Origin of the sequence: Phormidium tenue FACHB-1052 (assembly GCF_014696675.1) — a bacterium.
Lineage (GTDB): Bacteria > Cyanobacteriota > Cyanobacteriia > Phormidesmidales > Phormidesmidaceae > Nodosilinea > Nodosilinea tenuis_A.
In genome coordinates this window covers 53,703-79,325 of record NZ_JACJQN010000010.1, presented here as the reverse complement: position 1 = coordinate 79,325, position 25,623 = coordinate 53,703, and the positions used below count along the sequence as shown (strand labels likewise).

At 58.8% G+C, this 25,623-nt stretch carries 16 protein-coding genes; 4 read left to right on the top strand and 12 right to left on the bottom strand.

All coding sequences use genetic code 11. From position 1 onward, the window contains the following. Positions 1-61: 61 nt before the first annotated feature. Positions 62-529: an ABC transporter substrate-binding protein gene (locus tag H6G07_RS14595; RefSeq protein WP_084173212.1), complete on the bottom strand. Its 468-nt coding sequence runs from the start codon at positions 527-529 to the stop codon at positions 62-64. Positions 530-699: 170 nt separating this feature from the next. Between H6G07_RS14595 and H6G07_RS14590 the strand changes: the two genes are divergently transcribed. The 3 genes from H6G07_RS14590 (at position 700) to H6G07_RS14580 (ending at position 5,474) form a co-directional block, all read left to right on the top strand. Continuing rightward, positions 700-1,707 (top strand): helix-turn-helix transcriptional regulator, encoded by a 1,008-nt coding sequence (locus H6G07_RS14590; RefSeq protein WP_073608983.1) that lies wholly within the window; start codon positions 700-702, stop codon positions 1,705-1,707. Between the two features lie 111 nt (positions 1,708-1,818). After that, the gene (locus tag H6G07_RS14585; RefSeq protein WP_073608984.1) at positions 1,819-4,365 is read left to right on the top strand and encodes a TonB-dependent receptor domain-containing protein; all 2,547 of its coding nucleotides are present in this window, start codon (positions 1,819-1,821) and stop codon (positions 4,363-4,365) included. A gap of 146 nt (positions 4,366-4,511) precedes the next feature. Continuing rightward, positions 4,512-5,474, top strand: a complete 963-nt coding sequence (locus H6G07_RS14580) for an iron-siderophore ABC transporter substrate-binding protein (RefSeq protein ID WP_084173214.1) — start codon at positions 4,512-4,514, stop codon at positions 5,472-5,474. Between the two features lie 94 nt (positions 5,475-5,568). Here H6G07_RS14580 and H6G07_RS14575 read toward each other — a convergent pair whose 3' ends face one another. The 5 genes from H6G07_RS14575 to H6G07_RS14555 all read right to left on the bottom strand — a co-directional run bounded on the left by H6G07_RS14575 (position 5,569) and on the right by H6G07_RS14555 (position 9,849). Next, the gene (locus H6G07_RS14575; protein WP_073608985.1) at positions 5,569-6,384 is read right to left on the bottom strand and encodes an ABC transporter ATP-binding protein; all 816 of its coding nucleotides are present in this window, start codon (positions 6,382-6,384) and stop codon (positions 5,569-5,571) included. Positions 6,385-6,448: 64 nt separating this feature from the next. Then, positions 6,449-7,498 (bottom strand): FecCD family ABC transporter permease, encoded by a 1,050-nt coding sequence (locus H6G07_RS14570; protein ID WP_073608986.1) that lies wholly within the window; start codon positions 7,496-7,498, stop codon positions 6,449-6,451. Between the two features lie 142 nt (positions 7,499-7,640). Next, the gene (locus H6G07_RS14565; protein WP_084173215.1) at positions 7,641-8,669 is read right to left on the bottom strand and encodes a FecCD family ABC transporter permease; all 1,029 of its coding nucleotides are present in this window, start codon (positions 8,667-8,669) and stop codon (positions 7,641-7,643) included. Positions 8,670-8,700: 31 nt separating this feature from the next. Continuing rightward, on the bottom strand, positions 8,701-9,108 hold the full coding sequence (locus H6G07_RS14560) for an ExbD/TolR family protein (RefSeq protein WP_073608987.1): 408 nt from the start codon (positions 9,106-9,108) through the stop codon (positions 8,701-8,703). Positions 9,109-9,201: 93 nt separating this feature from the next. Further along, positions 9,202-9,849: a MotA/TolQ/ExbB proton channel family protein gene (locus H6G07_RS14555; protein ID WP_073608988.1), complete on the bottom strand. Its 648-nt coding sequence runs from the start codon at positions 9,847-9,849 to the stop codon at positions 9,202-9,204. A 296-nt stretch (positions 9,850-10,145) separates the two neighbouring features. Between H6G07_RS14555 and H6G07_RS14550 the strand changes: the two genes are divergently transcribed. Next, the gene (locus H6G07_RS14550) at positions 10,146-11,717 is read left to right on the top strand and encodes a TonB family protein (RefSeq protein WP_084173216.1); all 1,572 of its coding nucleotides are present in this window, start codon (positions 10,146-10,148) and stop codon (positions 11,715-11,717) included. A gap of 646 nt (positions 11,718-12,363) precedes the next feature. Here H6G07_RS14550 and H6G07_RS14545 read toward each other — a convergent pair. From H6G07_RS14545 to H6G07_RS14520, 6 genes are all read right to left on the bottom strand, one after another. Continuing rightward, a complete protein-coding gene (locus H6G07_RS14545) occupies positions 12,364-15,291 on the bottom strand; it encodes an eCIS core domain-containing protein (protein WP_073608993.1) in 2,928 nt (975 codons plus the stop codon). Between the two features lie 154 nt (positions 15,292-15,445). Then, complete coding sequence (locus H6G07_RS14540) at positions 15,446-15,982, bottom strand: hypothetical protein (protein WP_190740722.1); 537 nt, start codon at positions 15,980-15,982, stop codon at positions 15,446-15,448. Between the two features lie 94 nt (positions 15,983-16,076). Next, positions 16,077-17,690 carry an eCIS core domain-containing protein gene (locus H6G07_RS14535; protein ID WP_073608995.1) on the bottom strand — a complete coding sequence of 538 codons (1,614 nt, stop codon included), beginning with the start codon at positions 17,688-17,690 and terminating at the stop codon, positions 16,077-16,079. 186 nt (positions 17,691-17,876) lie between these two features. Next, a complete protein-coding gene (locus tag H6G07_RS14530) occupies positions 17,877-19,367 on the bottom strand; it encodes an OmpA family protein (RefSeq protein ID WP_073608996.1) in 1,491 nt (496 codons plus the stop codon). Between the two features lie 131 nt (positions 19,368-19,498). Continuing rightward, positions 19,499-23,218, bottom strand: a complete 3,720-nt coding sequence (locus H6G07_RS14525) for a DUF6519 domain-containing protein (protein ID WP_073608997.1) — start codon at positions 23,216-23,218, stop codon at positions 19,499-19,501. A 10-nt stretch (positions 23,219-23,228) separates the two neighbouring features. Further along, positions 23,229-25,622, bottom strand: a complete 2,394-nt coding sequence (locus tag H6G07_RS14520; protein WP_073608998.1) for a phage tail protein — start codon at positions 25,620-25,622, stop codon at positions 23,229-23,231. Position 25,623 lies beyond the last annotated feature (1 nt).

The window sequence follows — 25,623 nt, the reverse complement described above, 5'->3', positions numbered from 1 at the left end:
GCCGACGAAAGAGCCTGGTGGATTTTTGCCCTACTCCCTGCTTTTTTCGCCGCGTTGACCACTATCTTTGCCAAGGTTGGTGTAGAAAATGTCGAGTCCAACTTGGCCACGGCCATTCGCACTGCCCATAAATCTGCCCCTGCCGCACCTCGCTACCCAAAATCAAATCGGGCTTCAAGGCCACAATTTGCTCTAGGCTGGGCTGCATTTCATCGCCGACCACAGGCACCTCGGCCATGGCGTCGGCAAGGTAGGCGTAGTAAGGTTCTCCCGACCACGACTTGACGGCACCCACCGGGGTGAGCCCCAGGGCCAGCACCATATCGGTGGCCTCGTTGGTCAACACCACCACCCGCAGCGGCTGGCTAGGGACAGCGGTATTGCCCAGCGCGTGGGCCACGAGACGTTGACTATTTTTCTGCGGTGACGAGACGGGAGGCGGGCTGGGCTGGAGAGACGACGGCTGGCTAGCACAACTGGCTATCAGCCAGCCCATCACAAAAATTTGGCAAGTAAGTCGGATCTTCATGTCATCTACTGTTGCAGGACAGGCACTTCCTAGGGAAAGCGCCAACCTAGGGTCAACTAGCCCCTAAACGACAGTTGCCCTGGAAGATCGGCGGTTCAGTCTTCGCTCAAATGGCAACCAGTCTCATTTAGGCTGGTAGATTATTACCAGCCATTTCTGCTGTCACCTCAATGCCTATCACCCTGTCGCAACACGATTTTTGGGCACTCATCAAGCGACCTGCCAACCTTGGCTCCGACAACGACTGGGCTGGTGGCGAGGCCGACGACCAGACCTGGGCCTACCCCCAGCAGTTTGGCCAGGGCTATTTTCGCGAAATTCAGCTGAGGCCAGGGCTGCACCTGGAAATTAGCGATGTACAGCACCATACGCCCGTGGTTGTGGACTGCGGCGATCGCCCTCACCCGGTAGAAGTTCACTTTGATATTCGCGACGATGGCCCCAAAAGTGCTAGCAGCGCAGGCCAGCACTGGCTCTACAGCAGCGGCTTGGCCCCCGCCCAGCAGATCTGCCACGACCCTCATCCCCGCAGTCTCTCCCTCAGCGTCCACATTGAGCCAGCCCTCGTGCACACCCTGCTGGGAGAAACGGCGATCGCCGTCCTACCTGGCCTAGGCCCTTTGCTAAGACCCGCCGATCAGCCCTACGCCAGCCAGGGCTGTCGCACTTCCCCTGCGATGACGATGGTTTTGCAGCAGATCCTCACCTGTCCGTTTGCGGGGCCAATTCGACAACTCTTTTTAGAAGGCAAGGTGCTAGAGCTGGTCGCCCTCACCCTTCAGGCCGCGACGCCACCCCAGCCAGCGGCCAGCCATCGGCTCAAGCCCGACGATATTGATCGCATTCACCAGGCCAAAGATATTCTTCTGCAGGATTTAGCCCATCCCCCTTCGCTAATTGGCCTGGCACGCCAGGTGGGCCTCAACGACTGCACCCTAAAGCGCGGCTTTCGGGCGGTCTTTAACACCACCGTATTTGGCTACCTGCAAGCTCAGCGCCTCGACCAGGCCCGGCTTTTGCTGCTCGACGGGCAGCTCAATGTGCAGCAGGCCGCCAGCGCCGTCGGCTACCACAGCCGTAGCCACTTCACCGCCGGCTTTCGCCAGCGGTTTGGGATCAGCCCGCGGGAGCTGCTGGCCCAAAACTATTCCCTAGCGGGTACATCTTATTCCCGATAGCGCACATCGACACTTTCGGTGGCGTACCAGAACTCTGTATGTTGTTGAGAAAGATTCTTGTTTAGTCGGTGACAGAACAAACTGTCGCCGCGCAATTGTGGTGGGAGTGAAATGCAGATACAGCGTGTTGTTTGGACGGCAGGTTTGGTGATGGCGGTGGCCCCAGCGGTGATGGCGGCACCCTTGACGGCGGCTACCTCAGTAAGCGACGAGTTGGCAGAAACCAGCGCGACAACCTGGATCGCCCAAGACAGCCCGGTGGAAATTACCGCGATTCAGGTCGTAGAAACCGAGGCCGGGCCACAGCTGGTGATTGAAACGGCATCGGGGGGAGTGCTCACCCCAACTTCCTCCACAGTGGGCAATGCCCTCATCGTCGATTTGCCCAATGCGGTGCTGGCGCTGCCCGATGGGGCTGAGTATGAGGCGTTTAGCCCCGCTGAAGGCATCGCCTACATCAGTGCCACGGCGCTAGATGAGCGCACGGTGCGCATTGCCATCACCGGCACCGATGCAGCCCCCCTGGGGGAGGTGAGCCGCCAGGCCAACGGGGTGAGCATTGGCCTGGCCTCCGGCGTCGCTGGAGCCGCTGAGGCGGACCCCCTGCGGGTAGTTGTGTCCGCCACCCGCAGCGAGGAAGAGATGGCGACGGTGCCTCGGTCGGTGACCGTCATTACCCAGCAGGAGGTTCAGCAGCAGACCTCCGTCAGTCGAGATCTGACCGATACGTTAGGGGCCTTGGTGCCGGGCCTCGCGCCGTCGTCAGAGCGGACGTTTACAGCGGCCTCGCTGCGCGGTCGAAACGCCGTGATCTTGATCGACGGAGTGCCGCAAAATGTCAATGTGCGCGACTTCGATCGCGAACTGCGCACCCTCGACCCCAGCATCATCGAGCGCGTTGAAGTGGTGCGCGGCCCCAGCGCTATCTATGGGGGTGGGGCGACTGGAGGCATCATCAACATCATTACGCGGCAGCCCGATGAGGCCGACTTTAGTGCCACCTCAGAGGTGAGCGTCAATTCTGCCCTGGGGAGTTTGCAGGGCGAGAGCTTTGGCTACTTTGTTCAGCAGATGGTCTCTGCTAGGGATGGCAATGCCGATATTTTGGCCTCGCTGTCGCGGGCTGATACGGGGGCCTCGTTTGATGGGCAGGGCGATCGCATTCCCACCGTTCAAGGCACCGATGAGAGTGAGAATGTGTCTCTCTTTACGCGACTGGGCTATAACCCCGACGAAAACCAGCGGCTTCAGTTGTCGCTCAACTACTACCGCGAAAGCCGCAACAGCGACGTGATTGCCGACCCCAGCGTGGACGACGAGCCCGGCGAGCAGAAGGCGCGGGCATTGAGGGTGGGGCAGCTGAGCTTTCCAGAAGGGGGCGGCCCCCAGGCCGATCGCAACTTTATCCTCAACCTCAGCTATCGCCACGACGACATTTTGAACAGCAGCCTCGACAGTCAGCTGTATTACCGTAACAACACCAGCCGCAGCGACCCCCGCGATCGCCGGCCCCGACCTTTTGGCATTTTTCAAGGGGAGCTAGAGTCTGAAAACTGGGGTGGCCGCCTGAGCTTAGACACCCCCTTGGCCGACTCGTTAACGCTGCTGTGGGGCGCTGACTACAACCACGAAACCACCGCCAATACCTACAATCTCTTTGACCCAGTCAGCTTCGACGACAGCAATGGTCGAGTCAACCGGCTGATTGAGCGACGCCCCCTGGTGCCTCCCTACACCCTCAGCAGTCTGGGGCTGTTTTCTCAGCTCCAGTGGCAGACTACCGATTGGTTGCAGCTGTCGGGGGGCGTGCGCCACGAGCGCATTGGCTTTTCGGTGGGCGACTACACCACCTTTTTTGGCGACCCGATCGCGGGGGGCGATCGCAACTTTAGCGACACCTCCTTCAACGTCGGCGCAGTGGCCAACGTCACCCCCGAAATCAGCCTATTTGCCAACTTTGCCCAGGGCTTTTCGGTGCCCGATTTTGGCGCGGTGCTGGGCTTTGCCGAAGCCGGCTTTGTGGTGAATTCAGATGTGCAGGTCAACCAGCCCCAAAAAGTTAATGGCTATGAGGTCGGCATTCGCGGTGACTGGGATACGGTTCAGGCTTCAATCTCAGGGTTTTACAACACCTCTGAGTTAGGCTCCACCTTTGTGTTTAATGACGCCACTGGCCTCTCCGAATTGGTGCGAGCCCCCGAGCGCGTCTACGGCCTAGAGGCCACCCTAGATGTGCAGCCCAGCTCCACCTGGAGCTTGGGCACTACCCTCAGCCTGATCGGCGGCGAAGCCGATTTAGACAATACTGGAGAGTACGTCGCCATTAGCGGTACCCGCATTCAGCCGCTCAAGCTCACCGCCTACGTCGAAAATGAAACCCTGCCCGGCTGGCGCAATCGCCTCCAGCTGTTGTATGTGGGCAGCCGCAGCGCCGCCTTTGACGCTGAAGTTGACCCCAGCCCGATCAACAGCTACGCCGTGGTGGATTTAATCAGCAGCGTCGATGTCGGCCCCGGCACCTTAGACATTGGCATCGCCAATCTGTTCGACGCGTTCTACTTCCCGGCCTATGCCCAACGCAACACCGGCTTTTCTGAAACCTTCAACAGCGCTGCCTCTGGGCGACGGGTGACGGTGGGGTATCGGGTGACGTTTTAGGAGTAGATGGGTAGGCGGGTAGGGGGTGGATGGGTAGGGGGTGGATGGGTAAGTAATTGATGATTGGGGGTTAGAGATGGATCGTCAATAGTCTCTACTCATCCACCCATCCACCCATCCACCCTCCCACTCATCCACAACGATCTATGACTCTAAAAAACTGGCTACTTCACGGCCTGCTCATGGTGCTGGTGGCGGTGGGTGCGATCGCCTGTCAGACTTCCCCCAACGTCAATCCTGCCCCCTCCGACTGCCGGATGGTGCAGCATCCCCTGGGGGAGACCTGTGTGCCCATGCAGCCGAGCCGAGTGATCGCCCTAAATCACACCGCTGCTGGTAATTTGCTGTCGTTAGGGGTAACGCCTATAGGGGTGGTCAGCAACCTGCTGCCCGAACTGGATGAACGGCTGCTGGGGGTGCCCCGCCTAGGGCAGAGCGAGCAGATCAATCTGGAATCGTTGGTGGTTCTACAGCCTGATTTGATTATCGGGGCTACCTCGGAGCTAGAGGGTAACTACGACAAGCTGGCGGCGATCGCCCCTACTGTTGCCTTTGAGATGCAGACCACCGCCGACTGGCAGCAGCCGTTTCGCTTTCACGGTCAGATGCTGGGTATGGAGAGCCAGGCGGAAGCGGTGCTAAGCCAGTATCAACAGCGAGTAAAGGCACTGAGAAATCGACTGGGCGAACCGCCTGTGCAGGTCTCTTTGGTGCGGGTAATGGCGCAGTCGGGTCAGATTAGTCTGTATCTAAAAAACTGCTTTGGCGGCTCTATTTTGGCCGATGTCGGTTTTGCACGGCCCCCCGCTCAGGATAACGGCACCCTTGGACAGCCGCCGTTTACTAAACTGATCAGCCGCGAGGCATTGTCCGAGGCCGATGGCGACGTGATTTTGCTCTCCACCTTTGGGGCCACGCCTGAAATTGCCGCCGCCGCCGAGGCCGAGCTAGAGCGCCTCAAAACCGATCCCCTTTGGCAGTCGCTCAAGGCCGTGCAGCAAAACCAGATCTATGGGGTGGGGCACTATTGGGGGGCAGGCAACAGCCCCCTAGCGGCGGAGTGGGTGTTAGACGATATTGAGCAATATCTGATTAAACTCGCCATTTAATCGGGGAAACGGAAGACATCTAGAGCGCTTTCGTGGCTTCAAATACCGCTTTAAAGCATCTTTGAATGCCCTATTTGATGGGATAGCGCTATATCTAGACCTGCTCCAGGTATTGACTAACAGGTATACACAGGGGAGTTCCGGCCACGGGATCGCGAATGATGCGGCTCTCTAGCCCGAAGACCTGGCGCACTAGTGCCTCGGTGACAACCCCCTGGGGCTGTCCTTGGGCTAAAACTTCTCCATCGCGCAGGGCGATTAAGTGGTGGCTATAGCGACAGGCCAAATTGAGGTCATGGAGCACCATCACAATCGTGCGGCCCCCTTGGCGGTTGAGCTGATAGAGCAAATCCAGCACTTCGACTTGGTGAGCTAGATCGAGGTAAGTAGTGGGCTCATCCAGCAGTAGGGTGTCGGTGTCTTGAGCTAGGGCCATGGCAATCCAGGCCCGCTGGCGCTGGCCGCCGGAGAGGGTATCGAGGGGGCGGTTGGCAAACTCGTGCAGGTGGGTAGTGGCGATCGCCTCCTCCACCTTCAGCTCATCCTGTTTTGACCACTGCTGTAGCCAGGTTTGGTGAGGGTAGCGGCCCTGAGCGACTAGCTCGCGCACGGTTAGCCCTTCTGGGGCGGCGGGGCTTTGGGGCAACATGCCCAGGCGTTTGGCCAGGTCTTTGGTGGGCAGGTGGGCGATCGCATCGCCATCTAGATATACCGTGCCGCCCTGGGGCTTGAGCAGCCGCGCCATGCCTCGCAGCAGTGTGGATTTACCACAGCCGTTTGGCCCTACTAGCGTGGTGATCTGCCCCTGGGGAATGGCCAGATCAATCCCCTGAATGATCACGTTGCCGTCGTAGGCCAGGGTGAGCTTGCGAGTGGTGAGGGCAATTTGGGTGGCAGTGTTGGTGAGCATGGGGAGGGAGGGTTTGAATTTTGAGTTTTGAGTTTTGAATTACTGCCTTTGGATTTTCTTCGCCTTACTGGTTGCGATCGCGGTAGAGCAGCCACAAAAAGTAGGGTGCGCCAATCACCGCTGTAATCACCCCACAGGGCAGCTCGATAGGGGCGAAGGCGAGGCGACCCACGATGTCCGCGAGTTCGACAATGCAGGCTCCGGTCAGTGCCGCCGCAGGGATCAACCCGACGTGGGAAGGGCCGACGAGGTTGCGGGCCAAGTGCGGGGCCATGAGGCCGACAAACCCGATGGTGCCTGCGGTGGCCACCGACGCTCCAGCCAGAGCTACGGTACAGAGCAGTAGCAAACTGCGCGTCCATTCCACTCGACTGCCGAGGCCTTGAGCTAGGTTATCGCCCAAGTTGAGGGTGTCGAGATCTCTGGCCAGCACCAGGGTTAAAGGCAAAAATACCGCTAGCCAGGGCAGCAGCGGCCAGAGATGTTCCCAACTGCGACCGTAGACGCTACCAGTCAGCCAGATCAGCGCCTGGCTAACGTCGTAGATATTCCCGAAGGTGATCATCAGGCTGGTGAAAGCCCCAGTCAGCGAAGTGAGGCCGATGCCTATGAGAATGAGGCGCATGGGGGAGCTGCCGCCGTTCCAGGCCAGGAGGTAGATGGCGATCGCGGCCCCCAGTCCGCCCAAAAACGCAGCGATCGGCAGCCAGCCCGTCGCCACCTGCGGGAACAGAACAATTACCGCCACCGCCACCAAACTAGCGCCTGAATTAATGCCGATGATTTCTGGTGCTGCTAGCGGGTTACGGGTCAGCCCTTGCAAAATTGTCCCCGCCGTCGCCAGCCCCATACCTACCAGCAGTGCCACCAGGGCGCGGGGCAAACGCAACGTATTCACCACAAAGGCATAGTCAGAGCTAGCCGGAAAACCCAGGATGGTTTTGACCACCTCCAGCGGCGGCACCGCATAGTCTCCCTGGCTAACGTTGAAGACCAGAGCGAGTAGAGCCACCAGAATCAACATGCCGAGCACACCCGGAACCCGCCGATCGACTCGAACAGAGACCGGAAAGCGCCGGGGGCGGATGGAGAGCCAGGGCTTGGAAGGGTGCATGGGTGGGCGGGTAGATGGGTGGATGGGTGAATGAGGGGAGCGTAGGGTGCATCCGCGTAGCGATGCACCGTCTTGTTTCGCCAAAATCCTTACTGTTGAATGGCCTGTGTAGGGTGGGCACGGCCCACCATCAACGTGTGCCTCATCGTTTGATCTTCGACCGCGCCAAATAAATAAAAAATGGTGCCCCCACCAATGCGGTCACAATGCCCACCGGCAATTCCTGAGGACGAATTATCAGGCGGGCGACGGTGTCGGCCACCGATAGCAAAATGCCTCCGGTGATCATGGCGTAGGGCAAAATCCAGCGGTAGTCTACCCCAACCGCAAAGCGCACGACGTGGGGCACTACCAGACCCACAAAGCCGATGGGGCCAGCCAGAGCTACGGCGCTGCCCGCCAGTAGAATGACTGCGATCGCTGCTCCCACCTTCACCCAAGCGGTCTGCAACCCCAAGCCCTGGGCCACATCCTCCCCCAGGCTCATCAGCGTCAGCTGTCGCCCCAGCGCCAAAGATGCCGCCAGCCCTACGGCGATGTAGGGCAGCACCGGCAGCATTGAGGCCATATCCTGACCCGCCAGCGACCCCGCCAGCCAAAAGCGAATTTCATCTAACGTGCGCTGACTAAGAATGAGAATACCCGTGGTCAGCGAACTCAGCAGGTACGACAAGGCAGCCCCCGCAATGACGAGCTTGAGCGGGGTAAGCCCACTGCGGCCCAGGGAACCGAGCCAGTAGACGGTGATAGCTGCGATCGCCGCCCCGCCAAAGGCAAACCCCACATAGCTGCCGCCGCTGCCCCGCAAAAACACCGCCAGCACCATCGCTAGCGCCGCCCCCACGTTGATGCCTAAAATATCGGGTGCGGCCAGCGGGTTGCGGGTTAGCCCCTGGGTGATGGCTCCCGCCACCGCCAGCGCCGCCCCCACCACCACCGCCAAAATTGCTCGCGGCAGCCGCACCGTGCGAATAATCAAGTGTTCGGTCGAGCCGTCAAACTGAAAGATAGCCTGCCACACCGTCTCGGGCGCAATATCCGCCGCCCCCAGCAGAATGCTGCACAGTAGACAGACCAGCAAAAGACCACTGCCCAACCCTAATCCCAGCGCTAAGGATACAGGTGATTTAGAGAGAGCTAGGGGTTGGGATTGCACTGTCTTTGCATTCATATCAATTCATCGAAGACCACCGAACCGATCCCTACTCTCCTCGCTGAGTCGCAATTCCCAGGGTTGCACCTTCAATCGCCCGCAGTTCATCCATAACCGCGATCACGCGACCGTGGTTGACGGCTTCATCGGCGTTGATCACAATCACTGATTCCTGGGATGTGCCCATCAGATCGCGCACGCCAGTTTGTAGCTTTTCCAGGGCGATCGCCTCTTTATTCAAGGCAATATCCCCCGACTCCTGCACCGTTACGGTGATCTGATCTTGTTTTTGCATCTCAGCACTGACCGCCTTGGGCAAATTCACCGGCAGCCCTTCAGAGCGAGTTAAAAACAGGCTCGACATAATAAAAAAGGTCAAAATCGCAAAAATAACGTCAATCATGGGCACGACGTTGAGCTCAAACTCTTCTTCTGGTTCTTCAGGAAGGTAGGACATAGGAGTGGATGGGTGGGAGGGTGGATGGGTGGGAGAGTAGGAGGGTGTGGTGTTTTGACCTATATCTGGTACCTAATACCTGACACCTATTCCCTATCTGGCAAAGGTCTCTTCCCTAAGCTGAGTCTTTCGGTCGTAGTGGGTTTCGTAGAGAATCTCAAGTTGCCCACTGTACTCTTGAATTAACGACACCTGCCGCTTGTAAAGGCCCTTGAAGAAATTGGCAAATAGCAGCGTGCAGATGGCTACAACCATCCCTGCGGCGGTTGAGACCAGAGCCTCGGCAATGCCGCCCGTCACAGCCGCCGCATTCGAGTTGACATCGCCAATCCCTAAAGCACTAAAGGCCGCAATCAACCCCAAAACAGTGCCTAACAAGCCCAACAATGGCGAGAGCGTGACAATTGTGGCGAAAACTGTATTAAACCGGCGCAGATGAGGTAGCTCAGCCTGCATAGCGCTAAGCAGGGCCAGATGAAACTGGCTGGGTTTAGCACCTTCTAGCTCCAGTGCTTCAAGAAAAATGCGGGCCGTGGGCAGATTCACGTTTTGCCGCAGCTTGGGGTACACATCCATCGGGGCTTGCCGATAGGTGCGCAAAACGTCTTGCATGACTGGACGCTGGCGGCGATTGATGCGAAACCAAAAGACCGTCCGCTCGATGATGAGCGCGATCGCCAGAATCGAGAACCCCAACAGCGGCCACATGACAATGCCGCCCGCCGCAAAAATAGTACCCATAGGCCTTTGTTGAAAAACGGTGTCAAGAAGCATTCACCCCGATTTGCGAGCCAATGTCAAGGTTAAATTAGGATTATTTTCATCAGTATGTTTGTGTTTGGCAGCAATTTTAGGGAATAAATTAAGGGTGCGAGTGCATGAAATCCTTGTCTGATGAAGCTTTTGACTAAAATTTCGATTTTCTTAGGGATTTTTCTAAGGATAATCCGGCATTAAAAATGCCAGCCTTAATGCAACTGTTTGCCGATTGTGTAATATAGCTAAGAAGATTTTTGCCGTTTTTTGGGCAAGCACTAATGAGTCTTTCAGAGATTTGCAGTCAACAACACCAGCACGAGCAGCAAAAACTCCGCAAGATTCTGCTTTGGGGGCTGTTAGGCTCTGTGGGGGCGCATGGGATAGGTTTTGGTCTCAGCCAGCTCGATTTTTGGCAGAGGCTGGCTGCCGACGACATTGAGCCAATCGAGCTGGTTGTCGTCGAACCCCTGCCCGATACACCTGAAGCCATTCCCGACCCAAACTTGCCCGCTGAACTTAGCACTGAAGTCAATGACGCCGCACCGGGGGGTGGCGGCGGTGGCGGTGGCGGCGGCGGAAATTTTACGGCAGCTCAGGTCACAGCCCCCCCTGCCCCTGCCCGAGTCGCACCTCCTGTAAAACGGGTTGAAGCAAAGCCTAAGCCTGAGCGAGACACCCAAGCCGATTCAGTCGTTGAGGAACCTGAAGCTGAGCCAGAAATCTCAGAAGAAGAGCCAGAGACTGAGCCAGAAATTTCAGAAACAGAAGAGCCAGAAATCTCGGAAGAAGAGTCAGAGACTGAGCCAGAAACCTCAGAAACAGAAGATTTAGAGCAAGAAGCTCTAACTGCTGAGTCTACAGAATCTCAGGCTGAGAACCTGCGCGACTTTTTGCAGCGTCTGCGCGATGCACAAGCTCAGACTGCCGCTGACTCAGCAGCTGCTGGAGGTGGTGTTGCTGGAGACGGCAGTGGAGTCGCCACTGCTCCTTCCAACGGCAGTGGTGGCAGCGGTAGCGGCACAGGCAGCGGCAGTGGTACAGGCAGCGGTAGTGGTACAGGCAGCGGCAGTGGTACAGGCAGCGGTAGCGGCACAGGCAGTGGCAGCGGCAGCGGTAGTGGTAGCGGCAGTGGCAGTGGCACGGGCCAGGGTTCGCGCACTGTAGCCTGTCAAAACTGCGTGCGTCCCGCTTATCCTCAAAGCGCCCTAGATGCCGGTGCCGAAGGTCAACCCATGGTCAGCGTCGATATTAACCCCGATGGCAGCGTTCGCAGTGTCACCTTGACCCGCTCCAGTGGTAACCCGGCGATCGACCAAGCCGCCATTCAGGCCGCCCGTAACTCACAATTTCAGCCCGTCAGCGGCGGAGCCAGCGTTCCCATTGAGTATGACCTGACCATTGAAGGGTCGCGTCGCAACCGCGATGCCCGGCGTCGGGGCGATCGCCAGGCAGTAGAGCTGCCGTCAGAACCTACCCCCACCCCCGAAACCGCGACGACTGAGACTAGCCCCGAACCAACGGCCCAGCCGCCCCAACCCGTTGATGCCGCTGAGCCAGCCGCAACCCCAACCCCAACCCAACCCGCCGAGGCAGAACCCGAGCCCGCCGAGGCAGAACCAGAACCCGCCGAGGCAGAATCCGTAGAACCAGAACCAGAACCAGAACCAGCAGACCCCGTAGAGGCAGAGCCAGCATCGGCAAGTCCGCCTCCAGTGGCATCGCCTGTCCCCACGCCCAGCGCACCCCCAACTCCAGCCCCTGTAGCTCCGCTACCCGAGCCAGTTGCGCCTTCCTCACCACCGCCGCCTGCGGTCGAGTCTTCTCAGCCAGATGTGCCCACTGCGGAGTAGAAACAGATGAAATGATGAGGGATAGGCAAAGCAGGCTATGTTCTTAAGCAGGTACTGGAGCAGTACAACATCGCCGATACTGGCCTTCAGGAGTTAACCGCAAAACATGCGATGAGGTTCAGGCTCAGCTCGCCTTATTGAATGAGGCGAGCTGAGAACTACCAAAATTTTCTGTGGAAAAGAAGCGGCCCTGAGCAGCCCTGAGCAACAACATTTAGGCTCTTGGCAAGCTCTTGAAACAAAAGATTGCTTAGGAGCTAACGGTGACAAAAGAAAGTTAGCATCAGACGACCCAACAAGTCAGTGGATTCGCTATCGAGGGTCAAGATCTCCTGCGTTAACAAGGTCGTAATCTGATCAAAGGTGGCGGTTTTGCTGCGGAAAAAGGAATCATCCAGGTCAAGGGTCAGCCAGCGACTGTTCGCAGATGTCTTGCGATCGATTAGTAAACTACGGCTGGCCCCCAGCAGCAGCAACTGGCAGGGCAGTTCCTCAATTTTGAAGATTTTGACAGTCGCCCAGGTTCAGTTGCCCGATCGTCGGTTGAAGGGCTGTCAAGGTTAGAAGTTAAGAGGCCCCTGAACTATTCTTGAGTGCTGAATCCTCTGCCCCCGATGAAGCTCAGCAGGGCGAATTTAGCTCATGTCTATTTTCTGCCTGCTAAAGGATTTGTCTCTTGAATGCCTTGCTGAAGTGCTTTAGCGATCTCTGTTCTATAGCGACTGTCAAAATTCCTGGCATGTATCATGAGCTTGGAAAGAATATCATTCATCTCAGCCTTACCCAGTTTTTTATAGTAAGCAGAACCGTACTTGCGTGGAATTCTTAGAACTTTGTCTACCTCTTGGTGGTAAAGGTAATGCAGATCCCGAGGTAAATCGATCAGCACCTGCTCGTACTTGCCACCGAGATACTGAGGAAAACCGTGATGTCCTTCTGGCTTACCCTTTAGAGGATCCTTATGGCGCGCTTTCTCTGAGCGTTCTGTTCGGGTTGTGCTCCCGCGCCTTTTCTCAAATTCTTCTGATCGGCCCCCTGTCCTGCTTCTGCTTCGCTCAGCAAAATCCTCCAAGATAGCTTGTGGACAGGGCACTTCAATGTGCCGTGGTGAATGATATTCACACTTAACATCTCCCTTTTGGTCAGGCACCTGAATTATTTTGTGGTCTTTATTAACTTGTATGTAACGCTGTCCAGATTCGCCCTTAATGACAGGATTCTTCTGCTTGTTGACTAATGCCACTGCATCATAAGCGTCCCTTCTATCGGATGCAGGTCTATTGGGTAATGAGATTTCTTTGGCTGGGTTACTGACATCAACCGTTGGTTTTGCTGCTGGAGGCTGGAGTGGTGGTGCATCAGGCAGATCAAATTTTGCTGTGCCACTGTGGGTGCTAGGGAGTACTTTAGACTCCACCTTTGTCGCTGTTGAAATAGTACCCTTAACCTTGCCTTTGGCCTCGTTGACCACTTTTGCCGGTAGCTTGGCAGCACTCGCCAACTTGCTGGCGTAGGTGGTGATGTCTCCAGATCGATCGGCAATTTGAATGAGCTTGATGAAGTTGCCGAGCCGCCCCCCGGCTGTCGCCACCGTGCCCGCGCCTAGGGTGACAAGCATGATGAAAGCCGTCATCATCACATAGCCTAAGACCTCACCCTGAAAGCTGCCGCGATCGTAGTCGTTTGGGTTTTCCCACTTCTTCAAAAAGTTTGTGGCGATCGCATCGAGAATATCCGTCCTATTTTCCCAAAGCGTCTCGAGTTTTTTGCCAAAGGCTTTGATCTCATCCCAATTGCTAAATAGGGCCTTGATAACTGCACCGATCGCCTTAATCAAATCCCAAGCGCCGGTGAACAAGTCTTTCAGTGCATCCCAAGCGCCTTCTAACAGCCCGACAACAAAGCCTGCTGTATACTGCGCCCAGTCTATTAGCGACTGCACTGCCCCCACTGTTGCATCCCAAATCGCTTTGCTAATCGACGCGTGGTGGATAATTCCGGCTGCTTTGAGCTTTTGGACAAATTCGTTGCTGGGTACCCAGAGGGCCTGACCAGCGACCACCCGAGCTTCGCGCCAGAGCACGTGCGCTTCCTTTAAGGTGCTGGTCTTGAGCGCCTCCCGATTGACGCTGAGATCGAGCTTCTGCCGAAAGACCACGTCGCGCTCTTGGTTAGCGTGGTAAATAGCCTGTACGTAGAGGCGGGCATCGTTGCCTTTGCCGAAATTCTGCCCGTAGAATTTTGCCGCAATATCTTGGAGCTTGTCGCCAGCTTTAACGCGGTAGAGATGGGCCGTAGGCTCTGGAGGCTTTCTAGCGACAAAGTACTCCTCAACAAACCCGAAGCCGGTGACATTGCTGCCGCCGATCGCATCTCCCAGGGCTACGACGTAAAGCCAACTCTGCTTGCCTTTCGCTTCAACGGTCTTGCGCTCAATGGCTACCAGGGTATCGAACGGCAGCAGGGTGTCTGTGTCTTTTGAGCCAGGTCGGCTGCGCAGATACACGCCTTTGGGTGCGTCAATGCGGCCCATTTCTTGCAGTTTTTCGGTTTGTCGCCCAGGCGCTACATCGGGCGGCAGCTCGGGGTTGGGGTCTGATACCTTGGGCCTGTAGTGTTGGCCGACCTCTCGGTAGCGTTTGAGCAAGCGCTTGAGGGTTGCGCCCCTAAACGTGCGCCTAAATTTGTGCGCAAACCGATCGCTTTTGGGTGGAGGGTCGGGCGACAGGCGGGCATACAGAGCGGCGTAGACATCCACATCGGCGTTCAGCAGTATGCCTTGTAGCTCAATCTCTTTAAATTCGACATCTTCTGAGTCGTTTAGAACCTCAAGAATTTGCTTTTCCCAACCCCGCTCTAGCTCGGGCGCATAGTCAAGGGCGATCGCCCCCTCAACTGGGTCGCGCTGTAGTGCCGTCGCTGCCAACGGGCCTGACTGCTGCACCACATGGGTCAGCTCATGGGCAATCAAGCGCTGTCCTGCGTGAGTATTGGGGCTAAACTGCCCTGCCCCAAACACAATGTCTTGGCCCACAGTAAACGCCTGGGCATTGACCTGCCGCGCCGATTGCCCAGCCGCGCCATCGGTATGCACTCGCACCCCGGCAAAGTCTTGCCCAAAACGGGTTTCCATAAAGCTGCGGGTTGCCCCGTCAAGGGGATGACCGGGGGAGTTTAAAACATCATTTACCCCTGCTGGGGCTTCAGTCGAGGCCGGTGGTGAAGCAGCGGCACCTCGATGGGAAATCGCCTGCTGCTGCACGCCGCTCTCCCTGGTCTCTGGCTTAACCTGGCCCTGCTCAGCGGGGGCTGACATAGCCATCACCTGGTCGGCGATGCGATCGGCTTCTTGTTCGTAGCGATCGCCCGGCTCGCTGATGGTGAGTTTGGTCTGGAGATTGCTGGGTAGCGTTTGAACGGTCTGGCAACGAGGGCAGCCACCGCCGCAGGCACATTGGCGCGGTAGACTAATGCCCGTCGAGAGCGGGACAATCGGCTGCGATAGCCCACGAACCCCCAACGACTGCTGCTGGATCAAATCTCTGGCAGGTTGGTTAGCCGCTATGGTTCTCATCGATTTAGGGCCTCCTCCTTAACCTGAGGGATGGGTTGTTGTGGGTGAGTTGGGTTTTGGGCCTCAACCCACCCAGCGTGCTAGGCACCTGTTTCGGCATCGCGCTTAACCGTTGCTGCATACTCTGAACTGGCAACGCTCGATTCGTAGGAGACTAGGGTGCGATCGCCCGCAGTCTTTCTTGGCGCAATAGACTCACGGGTGACGCCGCTAACAACGCCTCAAACTCCTGCCTATCTTCCCCTGAGCGGGTGTATCTCTCGGCCAAAAATAACTCGACAAAACGCATGGCTCGCTCATCGATCTGCCGCAGCTGAAACTGAACGTCGTACCACCTTTCGTAGTCTTTGCTGGCCTTGAGTGCCCGCTCGTATTCGGCCCGCACCGTCGGATCTGGAATAGTTGCTGGATCGACCTCCCCGGAGGAGTAAACAATACCAGTCGTTGACGGCGGAGCGACGCCCCTAATGGGTAAACGTTCAGGATCCCATGCGGGATCGATCGCCTGATCTAGCGCCGCAAAAAAACGGAGTCGCCGTGCGATCGCCTGCTGGCGTGCTGCTGTGTCGCCAATTTGTAAATCTCGTTCAGCCGCCTCGATCAAATCTAGGGCGTCGTATATCGGCGCTGGGTTCTGATCTGCCTCAAAGGCGGCAAAGTTTTCTGCTATTTGTCGATCGGTAACATCCATAACGCCCAAGGCCTTCTCCATTGATGGCGCAGTGAATAGGCAAACTGTAACCATTAGCGGCCCCGCAAAGCTTCCGAAGTAGGCCATAGATCAATTAAGGACATTGCGGTATTGAGAGAGTCGCGGCAGCCACGGTAGTTGAGCCATTTGCTCCAGCCTTACTAGAGGTTAGGGTGGAGGCATCAGCAGCGAGAGTATGCACCTGGGTGATCGTGGCAATAGTGCGGAAGGCACCGGTACCCACCTTGTATTCATAGGGAATGTTAAATGTGATGCTTCCTGGTGTGAACGGAGGAGATCCACCACAAGCCCCTGAGTAGGCACAGTCCCCAAGGAGAGACTGTGTTCCTTTACCGGCAATTACCGTATTGGTAAGCGCCTTATCTGGACAGGGCGCTCCACTGCCGCCCGCACCACAATGAGCGACTCCAACAGCAAAGCATGAGTAAGCTCCCGGAACTGTGGCGATCGCATTCACATCCAACTCGCGATATCTGGCTCGGCCAAAGTTGACGGTATCAGGGCCAAGAAATACCCGCGTCTGAATTCCAGAGTCTGCTCGGTTCACACTATGTTTGACCCCCGTACCGGGCTGGCGATCCATGGCAACGGAGGTGGGGGCAACGACGGTAAACGCAAGCGTCGCCGCTCCAGCCCTGACCGTGATCGTCTGTGCTGTGTCTGGAGCCGTTAGGATGACCGTGACTCCATTGGCGGCAGAGAGCGTCCCGCCAGTGGTAGTCCAGGCGGCACTACCTGGGGCGTGGGTGAGGTTGACTTGCTCGCCCACGCCAATCGTGGTGCGCGTCTGCACCCCCGGCGACGTGGCAACTGTTTGACTTGTGATCGCTTCGGGGGGCGCAGGAGCAGGAGCAGGTGGCGCGGGAGCAGGGGCGGGTGGTACAGGAGCAGGAGCGGGCGGTACAGGAGCAGGGGCAGGTGGTACAGGAGCAGGAGCGGGTGGTACAGGAGCCGGGGCAGGTGGGGCAGCGGCAAACTGGGCATCCAAAGCTCCCATAGTCAGTGGCCCAACGATGCCATCAGGATCTAGCCCATGCGATTGCTGAAAGTCTCGCACGGCAGTTCGGGTTTCGGCCTTGAAGATGCCATCGACTCCAAAAACCGGCAGCGGAAAGCCAGCATCAACAAGGGCCTGCTGAACCTTGCTAACAGCCGGGCCTTGGTGGCCAAACTGTAAAAAGCGCTCGTTGTCAAAGCAAGCCTCAAGGACAGCATCGCCTGCGAAACGGGGCGATTGAAGGTCGTGCCCATCGCCAATTGTGCGTTGGAGGCGTATGGCTGACCCGCTAGATTGCTGGATCGTATGGACTAACTCATGGGCTAAGAGCTTGTGTCCAGCGGTGGTGGCGGGCGCATACTCCTGGTTGGCAAACACGATATCTTGCCCCACGGTGTAGGCCCTGGCGTTGACATCCTGCGCCGATCTCGCGGCTGCCGCTCCCGTATGCAAGCGCACCTGCGAAAGATCGTGACCCAGGCGCGGCTGCATGAAGGCGAGGGTGATCGGATTGAGGGGTTGACCGGGCGATCGCAACGCCGCTTGGACTGTGGAAGGAACCGCTAGCTTGTCCTCCGTCTCTGGTTGTTGAACGGATGCTCCTGAGGTGCCCATGGTCTGATCGGCAATGCGATCGGCCTCTTGTTCGTCGCGATCGTGGGCGGCACCAATTTTTAACGTAGATGGCATTGCTACTTTGTTCTGACAATGGGGACATTTCCCCCCGCAGGCACAACTTGTCTGCCGCTGAGATATTGGCATGGCGGTAGACAATGGCGATGGAGAAAACCTGGGCAATGACTGCTTTTTGGCCACCGATGTCGGGTCTTTAGCGCTTGATTTGTGGGCTAGGGCGTGGGCCATGGGGAAACCTCCTCAAGGGCGTTCAGGATTGCCCGGATGACTGCCCGGGTTGGCAATAGGGCGAGTTACCAGGCGATCGACGGTGGGGCGATCGCCTACGGGTCTCTCCACTACGGGGCGATCGCTCGGTCGATCTACCCCTGGGCGACCTGCCGCCATCACCAGTTCAACCCGCTGGTTGAGTTTGACCTCGGCATAGGTTTCATTAATGCCGTGACCGGTAACCGCAAGCTGGGCCGCAGGAACATTCGACTGCACCAGTGCCCTCTGCACCACCTCGGCCCGCTTTTGGGAAAGGGCCAGAGCCTCTTCGCGGGGGCCATCTTCGGTGCTGGCGTAGCCGTGCAGGGCAATTTGCCCGGTGGGGTTTTGGCGCACAAAGGTTTGGGCTCGCTGGATAGCCAATTTCAGCAACCGTTCGCCATTCAGTCGCTCGTCATCCTGACGGAGTTTTGTGGAGCGGGTTTCAAACCAGAGGACGGAGCCATCAAGGGGCAGGTTGGGCGGCTCGGGCGGCTCAGGAGCGGTTTGAGGGGCGATCGCAACCTTAAACTCCTCATCGCGGCTGGCGTTCTGGCGCAGCTCTTTCTGGGAAGAAAATAGCTGCTTGCCGGTCTCGTCAATCACCGTTATATACAGATCGGGGCCGCGCTCGGTGGTGCCTGCGGGGCTCTGAAAGGCATAGGTGATGCGAAACTCGCCCTTAGCGTCGGTGATGGCCGAGCCGAGCTTGTCGTCAAAGCGGCGGTTGTTGTCGATGGCGTTGACCTGCACCCCGGCGATCGCCGCGCCGGTTCTGGCTTCTACCACCAGCCCCCGCACCACCCAGTCTTTCTTCACGGGCGGCTCTACAGGCGGCTCTGTTGGCGGGCACACCGGGCCTGTGCCCAGGTCGTTGCGATCGAGGGTGACCTCTAGCGTTGGGCGATCGCCCGCCTTGAGCTGAAGCGCTTCAGCTCCCTGATGAACCACGTTGCCCTGGCGCGTGCCAATCGTCAAAAACACTCCGTCTGGGGCCGCTTCTACCACCTTGGCTAGGGCGTCGGGGGCGATGGGAAGGGCGAAATATCCGGAGAGATCGGTTTCTGCTGCGCCCAAAAAGCGGTAGGGTTTGCGCTCCCCATTGCCCAAAAAGACGATTAATCCAGCGATGCCCTGACGGCTCTGGTCAGTCACTCGCCCCTGCACCAGGGCCGATTTGTCGTCCACCTCGGGCGGTTGAATGGTAACAATTTCCAGCTCTACCTCCAGGTCTTTAATAACGGTGGCGTTGCGCTGGAGGCTGGCGTTAATTTGCTGCACCCGATCATGGTCAGCCCCATACTTTTTCCCTAGTCGCTGGGCCTCGGTTTGCAGCAGTGTCCCCAGGACGATTTGGGTATCGCGGGTCTGTTGCAGTCCTTCTACCTGGGCGGTGGAGGCCAGGGCCAGGGCTTGCAGGAGGTGTTGGGCAACCTGGCTAGAGTCGTTGCGGTTGGCACTGGCGCGAGAGTTGGTGAACATGGGTAGGTGGGGGGTAGGGAGATGGGGGAGATGGGGAGGGTAGGTTTAATCAAATTCAAAATTAGCCGTTGAAGTCTTGAAGTTGTGTAGGGTGCATTCGCAAAGCAATGCACCGTGGAGGGCTAGAGCTATTAGCCGTTGGTGTCGTTGAAGTCTTGAAGTTCGTTAAAGCGGGGGCAGAAGGTGGGGTCGAGAACCTGGTTGCCTTTGGCGATCGCATCGCGGCCCGGAGCCAAGTTGTTGGCTACAATGCAGTGGCTGCCCTGATTCATGGTGGTGGTATTCATCAGTGTACTTAGCGTCAGCAGAGAAAATTGGATGGCGGATTGGGGTGAGCGTAGCGGTTCTTTCAGGCGACTGTCGGTGGCGCGGAGGGTGGCGGCGAGCAGGCCGGTGTTGATTAAGGCGCTGATGTTGTCGCTGAGGGGGAAGCCGGGGGTGAGGGCCTCGGCCTGGTTGCCGTCGAAGCCGAGGTCATCGGCGGTCCAGAGCAGGTTGGCGATCAGGCTTTGGTGGTCGAGGCCCTGGCGGGTTTGGTTGCTGTTGAACAGGGTATGGCCGTTGGGCAGGCGGAAGATCGAGTCGCGCTGGAAGTTGGGCTGACGGCTGGCAAAGGAATTTAAGCCCGTGGTGGGAGCGGTAGTGCCGCCGCCAATGAAGCTCCCGGCCTGGTTGAGGCCGCCCAGGTTGAGCACCAAAATGCTGCCCACGGCACGTTCTAGGGAGGTGAGGCCCGCCAGCTCGCTGTTGAACTGGTTGTTGAGCAGGGTGACGGGGCCAAAGGCCAGCAGTGTGAGGGCGCGCCCGGCGGGCTGATCGACGCTGTTGTCTTGAATGCGGGCGGCGGGGCGGCGGGTGACTAGGGCCGCTCGATCGCGTTTTTCGCCCAGCAAGAAGTTCAGAATCGAGAGGGAGGAGGCGATCAGGGCAATGCCGTTGCGCTGGCCAGGCTCCAGGGCGCTGGTAGTGCTGGCGAAGGGCGCGTTGTCGGCAATGGTGTTGTGGGTGATCTCTACCTCTTCGCCGTAGGAGATCCAGACGCCACAGGTGGGTTTGGTGTGCACCACGCCGTTTTTCTCGATGCGGTTGCGGTGAATGGTGACATCGGCGCAGAGACCGAGGGAAATGCCCCCCAGCCCGCGCTGACCGATCAAGTCCCGCAGCGCCTGGGTAAGGGGATTCTGAAAACACTGGGAAATGTGGTTTTCGGTGATGTCTAACCCCAGCACGGGGTTTCCGAAGACGCGCAGCACCTGGGCGTAGAAGCCTAGCAGGCGAGAGAGCACCCGATTTTTGCTGGCCGGGTCGTCGGGAATCTCCACCGTAGGCAGCCCAATACCGGAGAGGCCCATGTTCGAAATGGTGTTATGGCGAATGGTGAGGTCGTAGATAAAGGCCAGCAGCTCGCTCAGATCTAGCTCGGAGCGCTCTAGGTCAATCTGGTAAAAGGTGCCAAATTCTTCGCGGCTCTGGGGGGTGATGGCGGCGATCGCATACCCCGGCGACAGCACCGACACCTCGTAGGGGGCGGGGTCGGCGGTAATCAAAAAATCTCCGGCGCTGCCGCTGGTCGCCGTCAGCCGCGCCCCGTCGCTGCGCTCAAACTGAAGGGCAATGTTGGCCTGGGGCACGCCATTCAGGCGCACGCCGCCCCAGATCTGCTTTTCGCGGTGCTCGATGGTGAAGACGCGATCGTCGGCTGCGGTGTCTAGCTCGGCCAAGAAGTCGGCTAGGGAGGTGCCCAGGGCGATGCCGTTGCCCGCCCCGCCGTTGATTTTGTTGTCGAGAATGGCTACCCGTTCTGAGCCGCCAGCCACCTGAATGCCGCCCAAGGCGCGGAAGGGGTTGCTGGGGAGAAAGAGCAGGCTAATTGCCCAAATTTGCGTAATGTAGGCCGTAAAGACCGGAATATTCGTATAGATCAGCTCTAGCTGGGCGCAGGGGTCGGTGGGGTCGGGCACTTCTTCGCCGTCGGGCGGGTCGATGGGGGGCAGGCTGGGGGAAGGAATCACCCCCAGGTCGTTGCGCTCGATGCGGCTGTCGTCGGCGTGCAGGTAGATGGCCACTCCGGCATCTACCTTGTTGAGCATGCGGATCAGGTTGTGGTGAATTTGGATGCCGTTGCCCCGCTGCACGTGGATGGCCCGTTCGCAGGCAATGAAGCGGTTGTGGCCAATTTCAACATCCTTAAGGGCGTTGTTTTCGCTGCCGCGCAGGGCGATCGCCACCCCGCCCAGGGTGATCAAATCCATGTGTACCAGGGCAATGTTCTGGCTATCCACCACTTGAAAGATCGGCGCTTCGCGATCGCGGGGCACCACCCGCGTTTGCCAGTCGCAGCCTTTGATTTTGACGTGGCGGCGGTTTTCAATCTGGGCGTTGGTTTCGTGCAGGCCGGGCAGCAGGCAGATCTCGCCGCCCTGGCTCGGCAGGTGGCGCAGGGCGTCTTCAATGGTGTCAAAGTCGCCGTGGGTCGAGCGGCCATCGCCCACGGTAAAGGTGCAGCACACCCGCTGGTTGGTGAGGGGGTTAAAGACATCGCGGCAGTCTTCAATGTCTCCGGCCTCAAAGGTTAGCCGGCGCTCCGCATTCCAGGTGAGCACCGTCAGGGGCACCCGGTGGTAGTGGATGCCCGCCGGGGGCTGGGCGTCGATCAGGGTTTCGGGGTTGCCGATTTCACCGGCCCGCACCGGAAACGTCCAGTAGTCGCCGGGGCGGTAGTTGGCGGCAGCGGGGGCGTCAAACACCAGGCGAATGCCGTCGAGCAGGTCGGTGGGGTCGCCGCCGGGCACGGGGGCCAAAAAGTCGGCGATCGCGCGCACACCATTCCACAGTCGAAAGAAGACCGTGCTGCCGCTGCCGGGAAGGGCGCCAAACAGGGGTGCGGCCAGCTCCAGCTCGTTGTCGTTGTTGAGGGTGGCCGGTGCTCCGTAGGTGACGCGCCAGTGGCCCAGGCCGGGGGTGGCTGGGGCGAGCGGGTCAAACTCCACCGTTTCTAGGTAGAACTGGTCGAGCCCGCTGGTGGCGATCGCCTGGAGGTTGGCGGTAATCAGCACGCGGGGGGTCGCGGGGTCAGTGGTGTCAAACAGGCCTCGGCCCACCAGCCCGCCGTTGAACTGCGACCACTTAAAGCTGGGGATGCCGGTGTCGAGCTGAGCGATTTCGAGGCGGTAGAGCAGGTGCTCAAAGCCGGTGTAGCCGCCCCCGGCCACCACGGGGCAGTCGCCGTCGATCACCTCCGTGGGCTGAAGCGAGACCGTGAGTTTGCCCAGGTTGTCGAAATTGTCCTTCAGCAGGCTGCGGATGTTGCGGCAGGTTTGGCCTGGGCGCAGCCGAAACAGGCGCAGGGCCATGGCCGTGTGCATGCGCTCGGTGGTGTCGGGGCCGCCCAGGGCCGGTTCGATCAGCAGATCGGGGCGCTGAAAGCCGTTAATTTCTTCACGCCAGACCTCCAGCACAACGGCATCGCGTACGTTGTCGTCGATGCTATCGACCGTGGCCCCCGGGGATTGAATCGGAGGCGCTAGATAGGTGGCCACCCGCGTCACCGGGTCGCTGCCGTTGAGGTGGACCAGCAGGCCATCGGCCCAGCCGTGGCCAGAGCCCAGGGTGAGGACGACGGCCCCATCGTTGAGGCTGGCGGTGGTGACTTTAAAGGCATTCACCCCGCTGGTGGGAATCGCCATCACGCCGGGGCCAATGATGTCTTGCCCGGCGGTGTCTTGCCAGTGGGTGGTGATCTGGGTTTGGGCCAGCCCGTCGCGATCGAGGCGCACCCGGCCCTGCTGTTCTAAAACGCCGTTGAAGTTGTCGTTGGGGTCAAAATACCAGTTGGAAAAATCACCTTTCATGGGGGCCTCCTCAGGTCACTGGAATGAGTAGCGGTCTCACACCCACAGGCATAAATTCGCGGTAGCGAATCTGGAGGTTTCTCCATTTATGGGCTTCGAGCAAAAATCCAAAGGCACCCATGGCGTCGTCGCCAGGGCCGCGATCGCGAATGCGAACATCGCTGGTGCGGGCCAGCTGGCCGTAGCCGGGCTGACCAAAAAACTCGCTGGTAAACCGCAGCCGCGCCTCGGTGCCAAAGACACAGGCGTGGTGCTGGGGCAGGCGATCGCCCTGACCCGAAAAGTAGCTGAACTTGAGGCAGCCCTTCTGGTTGTTGAGCACCTCCAGGGCATGCACCCAAATACCGCCCTTGCCGCGAATTTCCCGCACCCGCATACGGCCCAGCACGGTCAGGCCGTTGACCACGGTGGGTGGCCCCCAGTGCTCCTCAGGCAGGGCACCAAACCCCGCCACCGCAAAGGCCTCTTCGGGGTCTTCCCCCACGCCTTTCCCGGCATCGAGTAAAGCATCGGTGAGAAACAGGCAGTAGCCGGTGTCGATTTGCAGCGGGCCGCTGACGGTGCGGTTAAGGTGAATTTCGGGAGTTTGGTTAAAGGCCTCTAGTTCATCGGCGTCGGCAAAACCATAGTCGTTAGCTAACTGGAGGGCGGGTAGGATGGGGGCGCGATCGCCGTCGAGTTGCAGAAAGCCGCCCGGCTCCAGAGTGCAGTTCACCAGCTCCAGGCTGTGCAGGGCAGCGCGAGCGATCAGCGGTTCCCCCGCCGGAAAGGCGGCATCCCGCGTGATATAAAGTCCCTCCAGCCGCAGGGTGAGGCGATCCATCAAACCGTTGAGCTGGTTCTGTACCGCTGGATCGGCGTCAAATACCTGGGTGGGGCGAACTCGCAGGGGCTGGGCCAGGCGAAGAATTGGGCGCTGACCGCTGGCGGCGCGAATGATCAGGCTGCGGTTAAGGCGCAGGTTGGGGCCACCGGCTTCGGGGAAGGGAGGTGCGATCGCCCCCAGATCCAGCTCGTGCACCATGCTGTCGCGAATTTCGACCACGATGGGCACTGTGGAATCTTGAATATTGCTTAGAGCCGCCTGCAACCCGTTAGGATCCACATGAAAATTCACCGGGCGCACTTCGACAGTCTCGCCCTGAAAGGTGGTAGGAATAGCGCCCCTAGAAATGGGATGGGCACCCACCGGCCCCACCGCCCCATAGGTGTAGGTGAGCAATAGGCCAGTTTCCAGGGCCTCGGCCTCCTCAGCGGTCTCCACACCAATGATTAGGCGGCCAATCACCGGGTCAACGGCGATTTCATTGTTCTCAAAGGGGCGAGCCAGGCCAGTTTCCCAGGCGCAGAGGTTTTCGCCGCGCAAAGTCCAGACGGAGGGTGGGTCGGTGCGAGGCCAGGGGCGATCGCTAAATTCTGGCTGCGGTAGGTGGAGCTGAAGGCCCACCTCGCCAATGTCAATGCGCTCCAGGGTTTCCAAGTCGGGGTTGGCCAGGGCGATCGGGTTGTAGTCTTCCACCAGCACGTACTGCTCGGGAGCACCAGCTTCCGAATCCTCGGTGAGCCGAGCCAGGGGCACGGGGCCAGGGGTGGCATCCAGTTGAGAAACCACGGGAGGCTGAAGGTTCGGGTCAAATCGGCTGGTGTTAAGCAGTCGCACCGGCAGCCCCAGGGGATGCACATCCACCCGCACGATGAAGCTGGCCCCAGTGCCCGCCGCGCTGTTGTCGATGACGGCGCGAATTAATGGGGGCGACACGGCCACTCGATAGGCCGCCAGCCGCCAGAGAAAGATCGCCAGGTTGGGTAGGTTGTAGCGAATCGCATCCAGAGCGGGTGGTTTGACATCTACCGTGTGGCCAAAGGGGTCGAAGGGGGTGTTGACCAGGCTGAGCATGGCCGGGTCGCGCAGGGTAGCGGTGCCACCGCGAATCGGGGTAAAGCGAGTCACCGTGGACAATCCGTAGGGCGGGTCGCCGCCCGCATCGGGCCGCTGGTGGTTGAGGTGCTGGTTCCACAGCAGGTTTTCGCGCAGCTCGACCCCGTGGATGCCCCAGCCGGTGAGGTTGTAAGTGAGTCGCTCGATCGCCCCCAGGGTGCCCTTGCGCCGCCGCAGAGAAATGGTGTCGGCCACGTCGGCGCGCAGGGTGCGGGCATCGCCCTTGAGGTGGGTGGTGCCCAGCAGATCGCCAATGTAGGGAATCACCCACTCGTCGCAGGTGTCGATGAACAGGTCGTGGTAAAGGGCTTCGATGTTGGCGTGGATGTCGCCAAACACGTTTTCCACCGTGGCCAGGTAGTGCTGAAGCTGCCCCGGTGGCCGTTGCTCGGCATCGCGGATGTGGTAGATCTGCGGCAGGCGATCGTACAGGGGCACTCGTTTAGATTCACTTAGATCTGACATC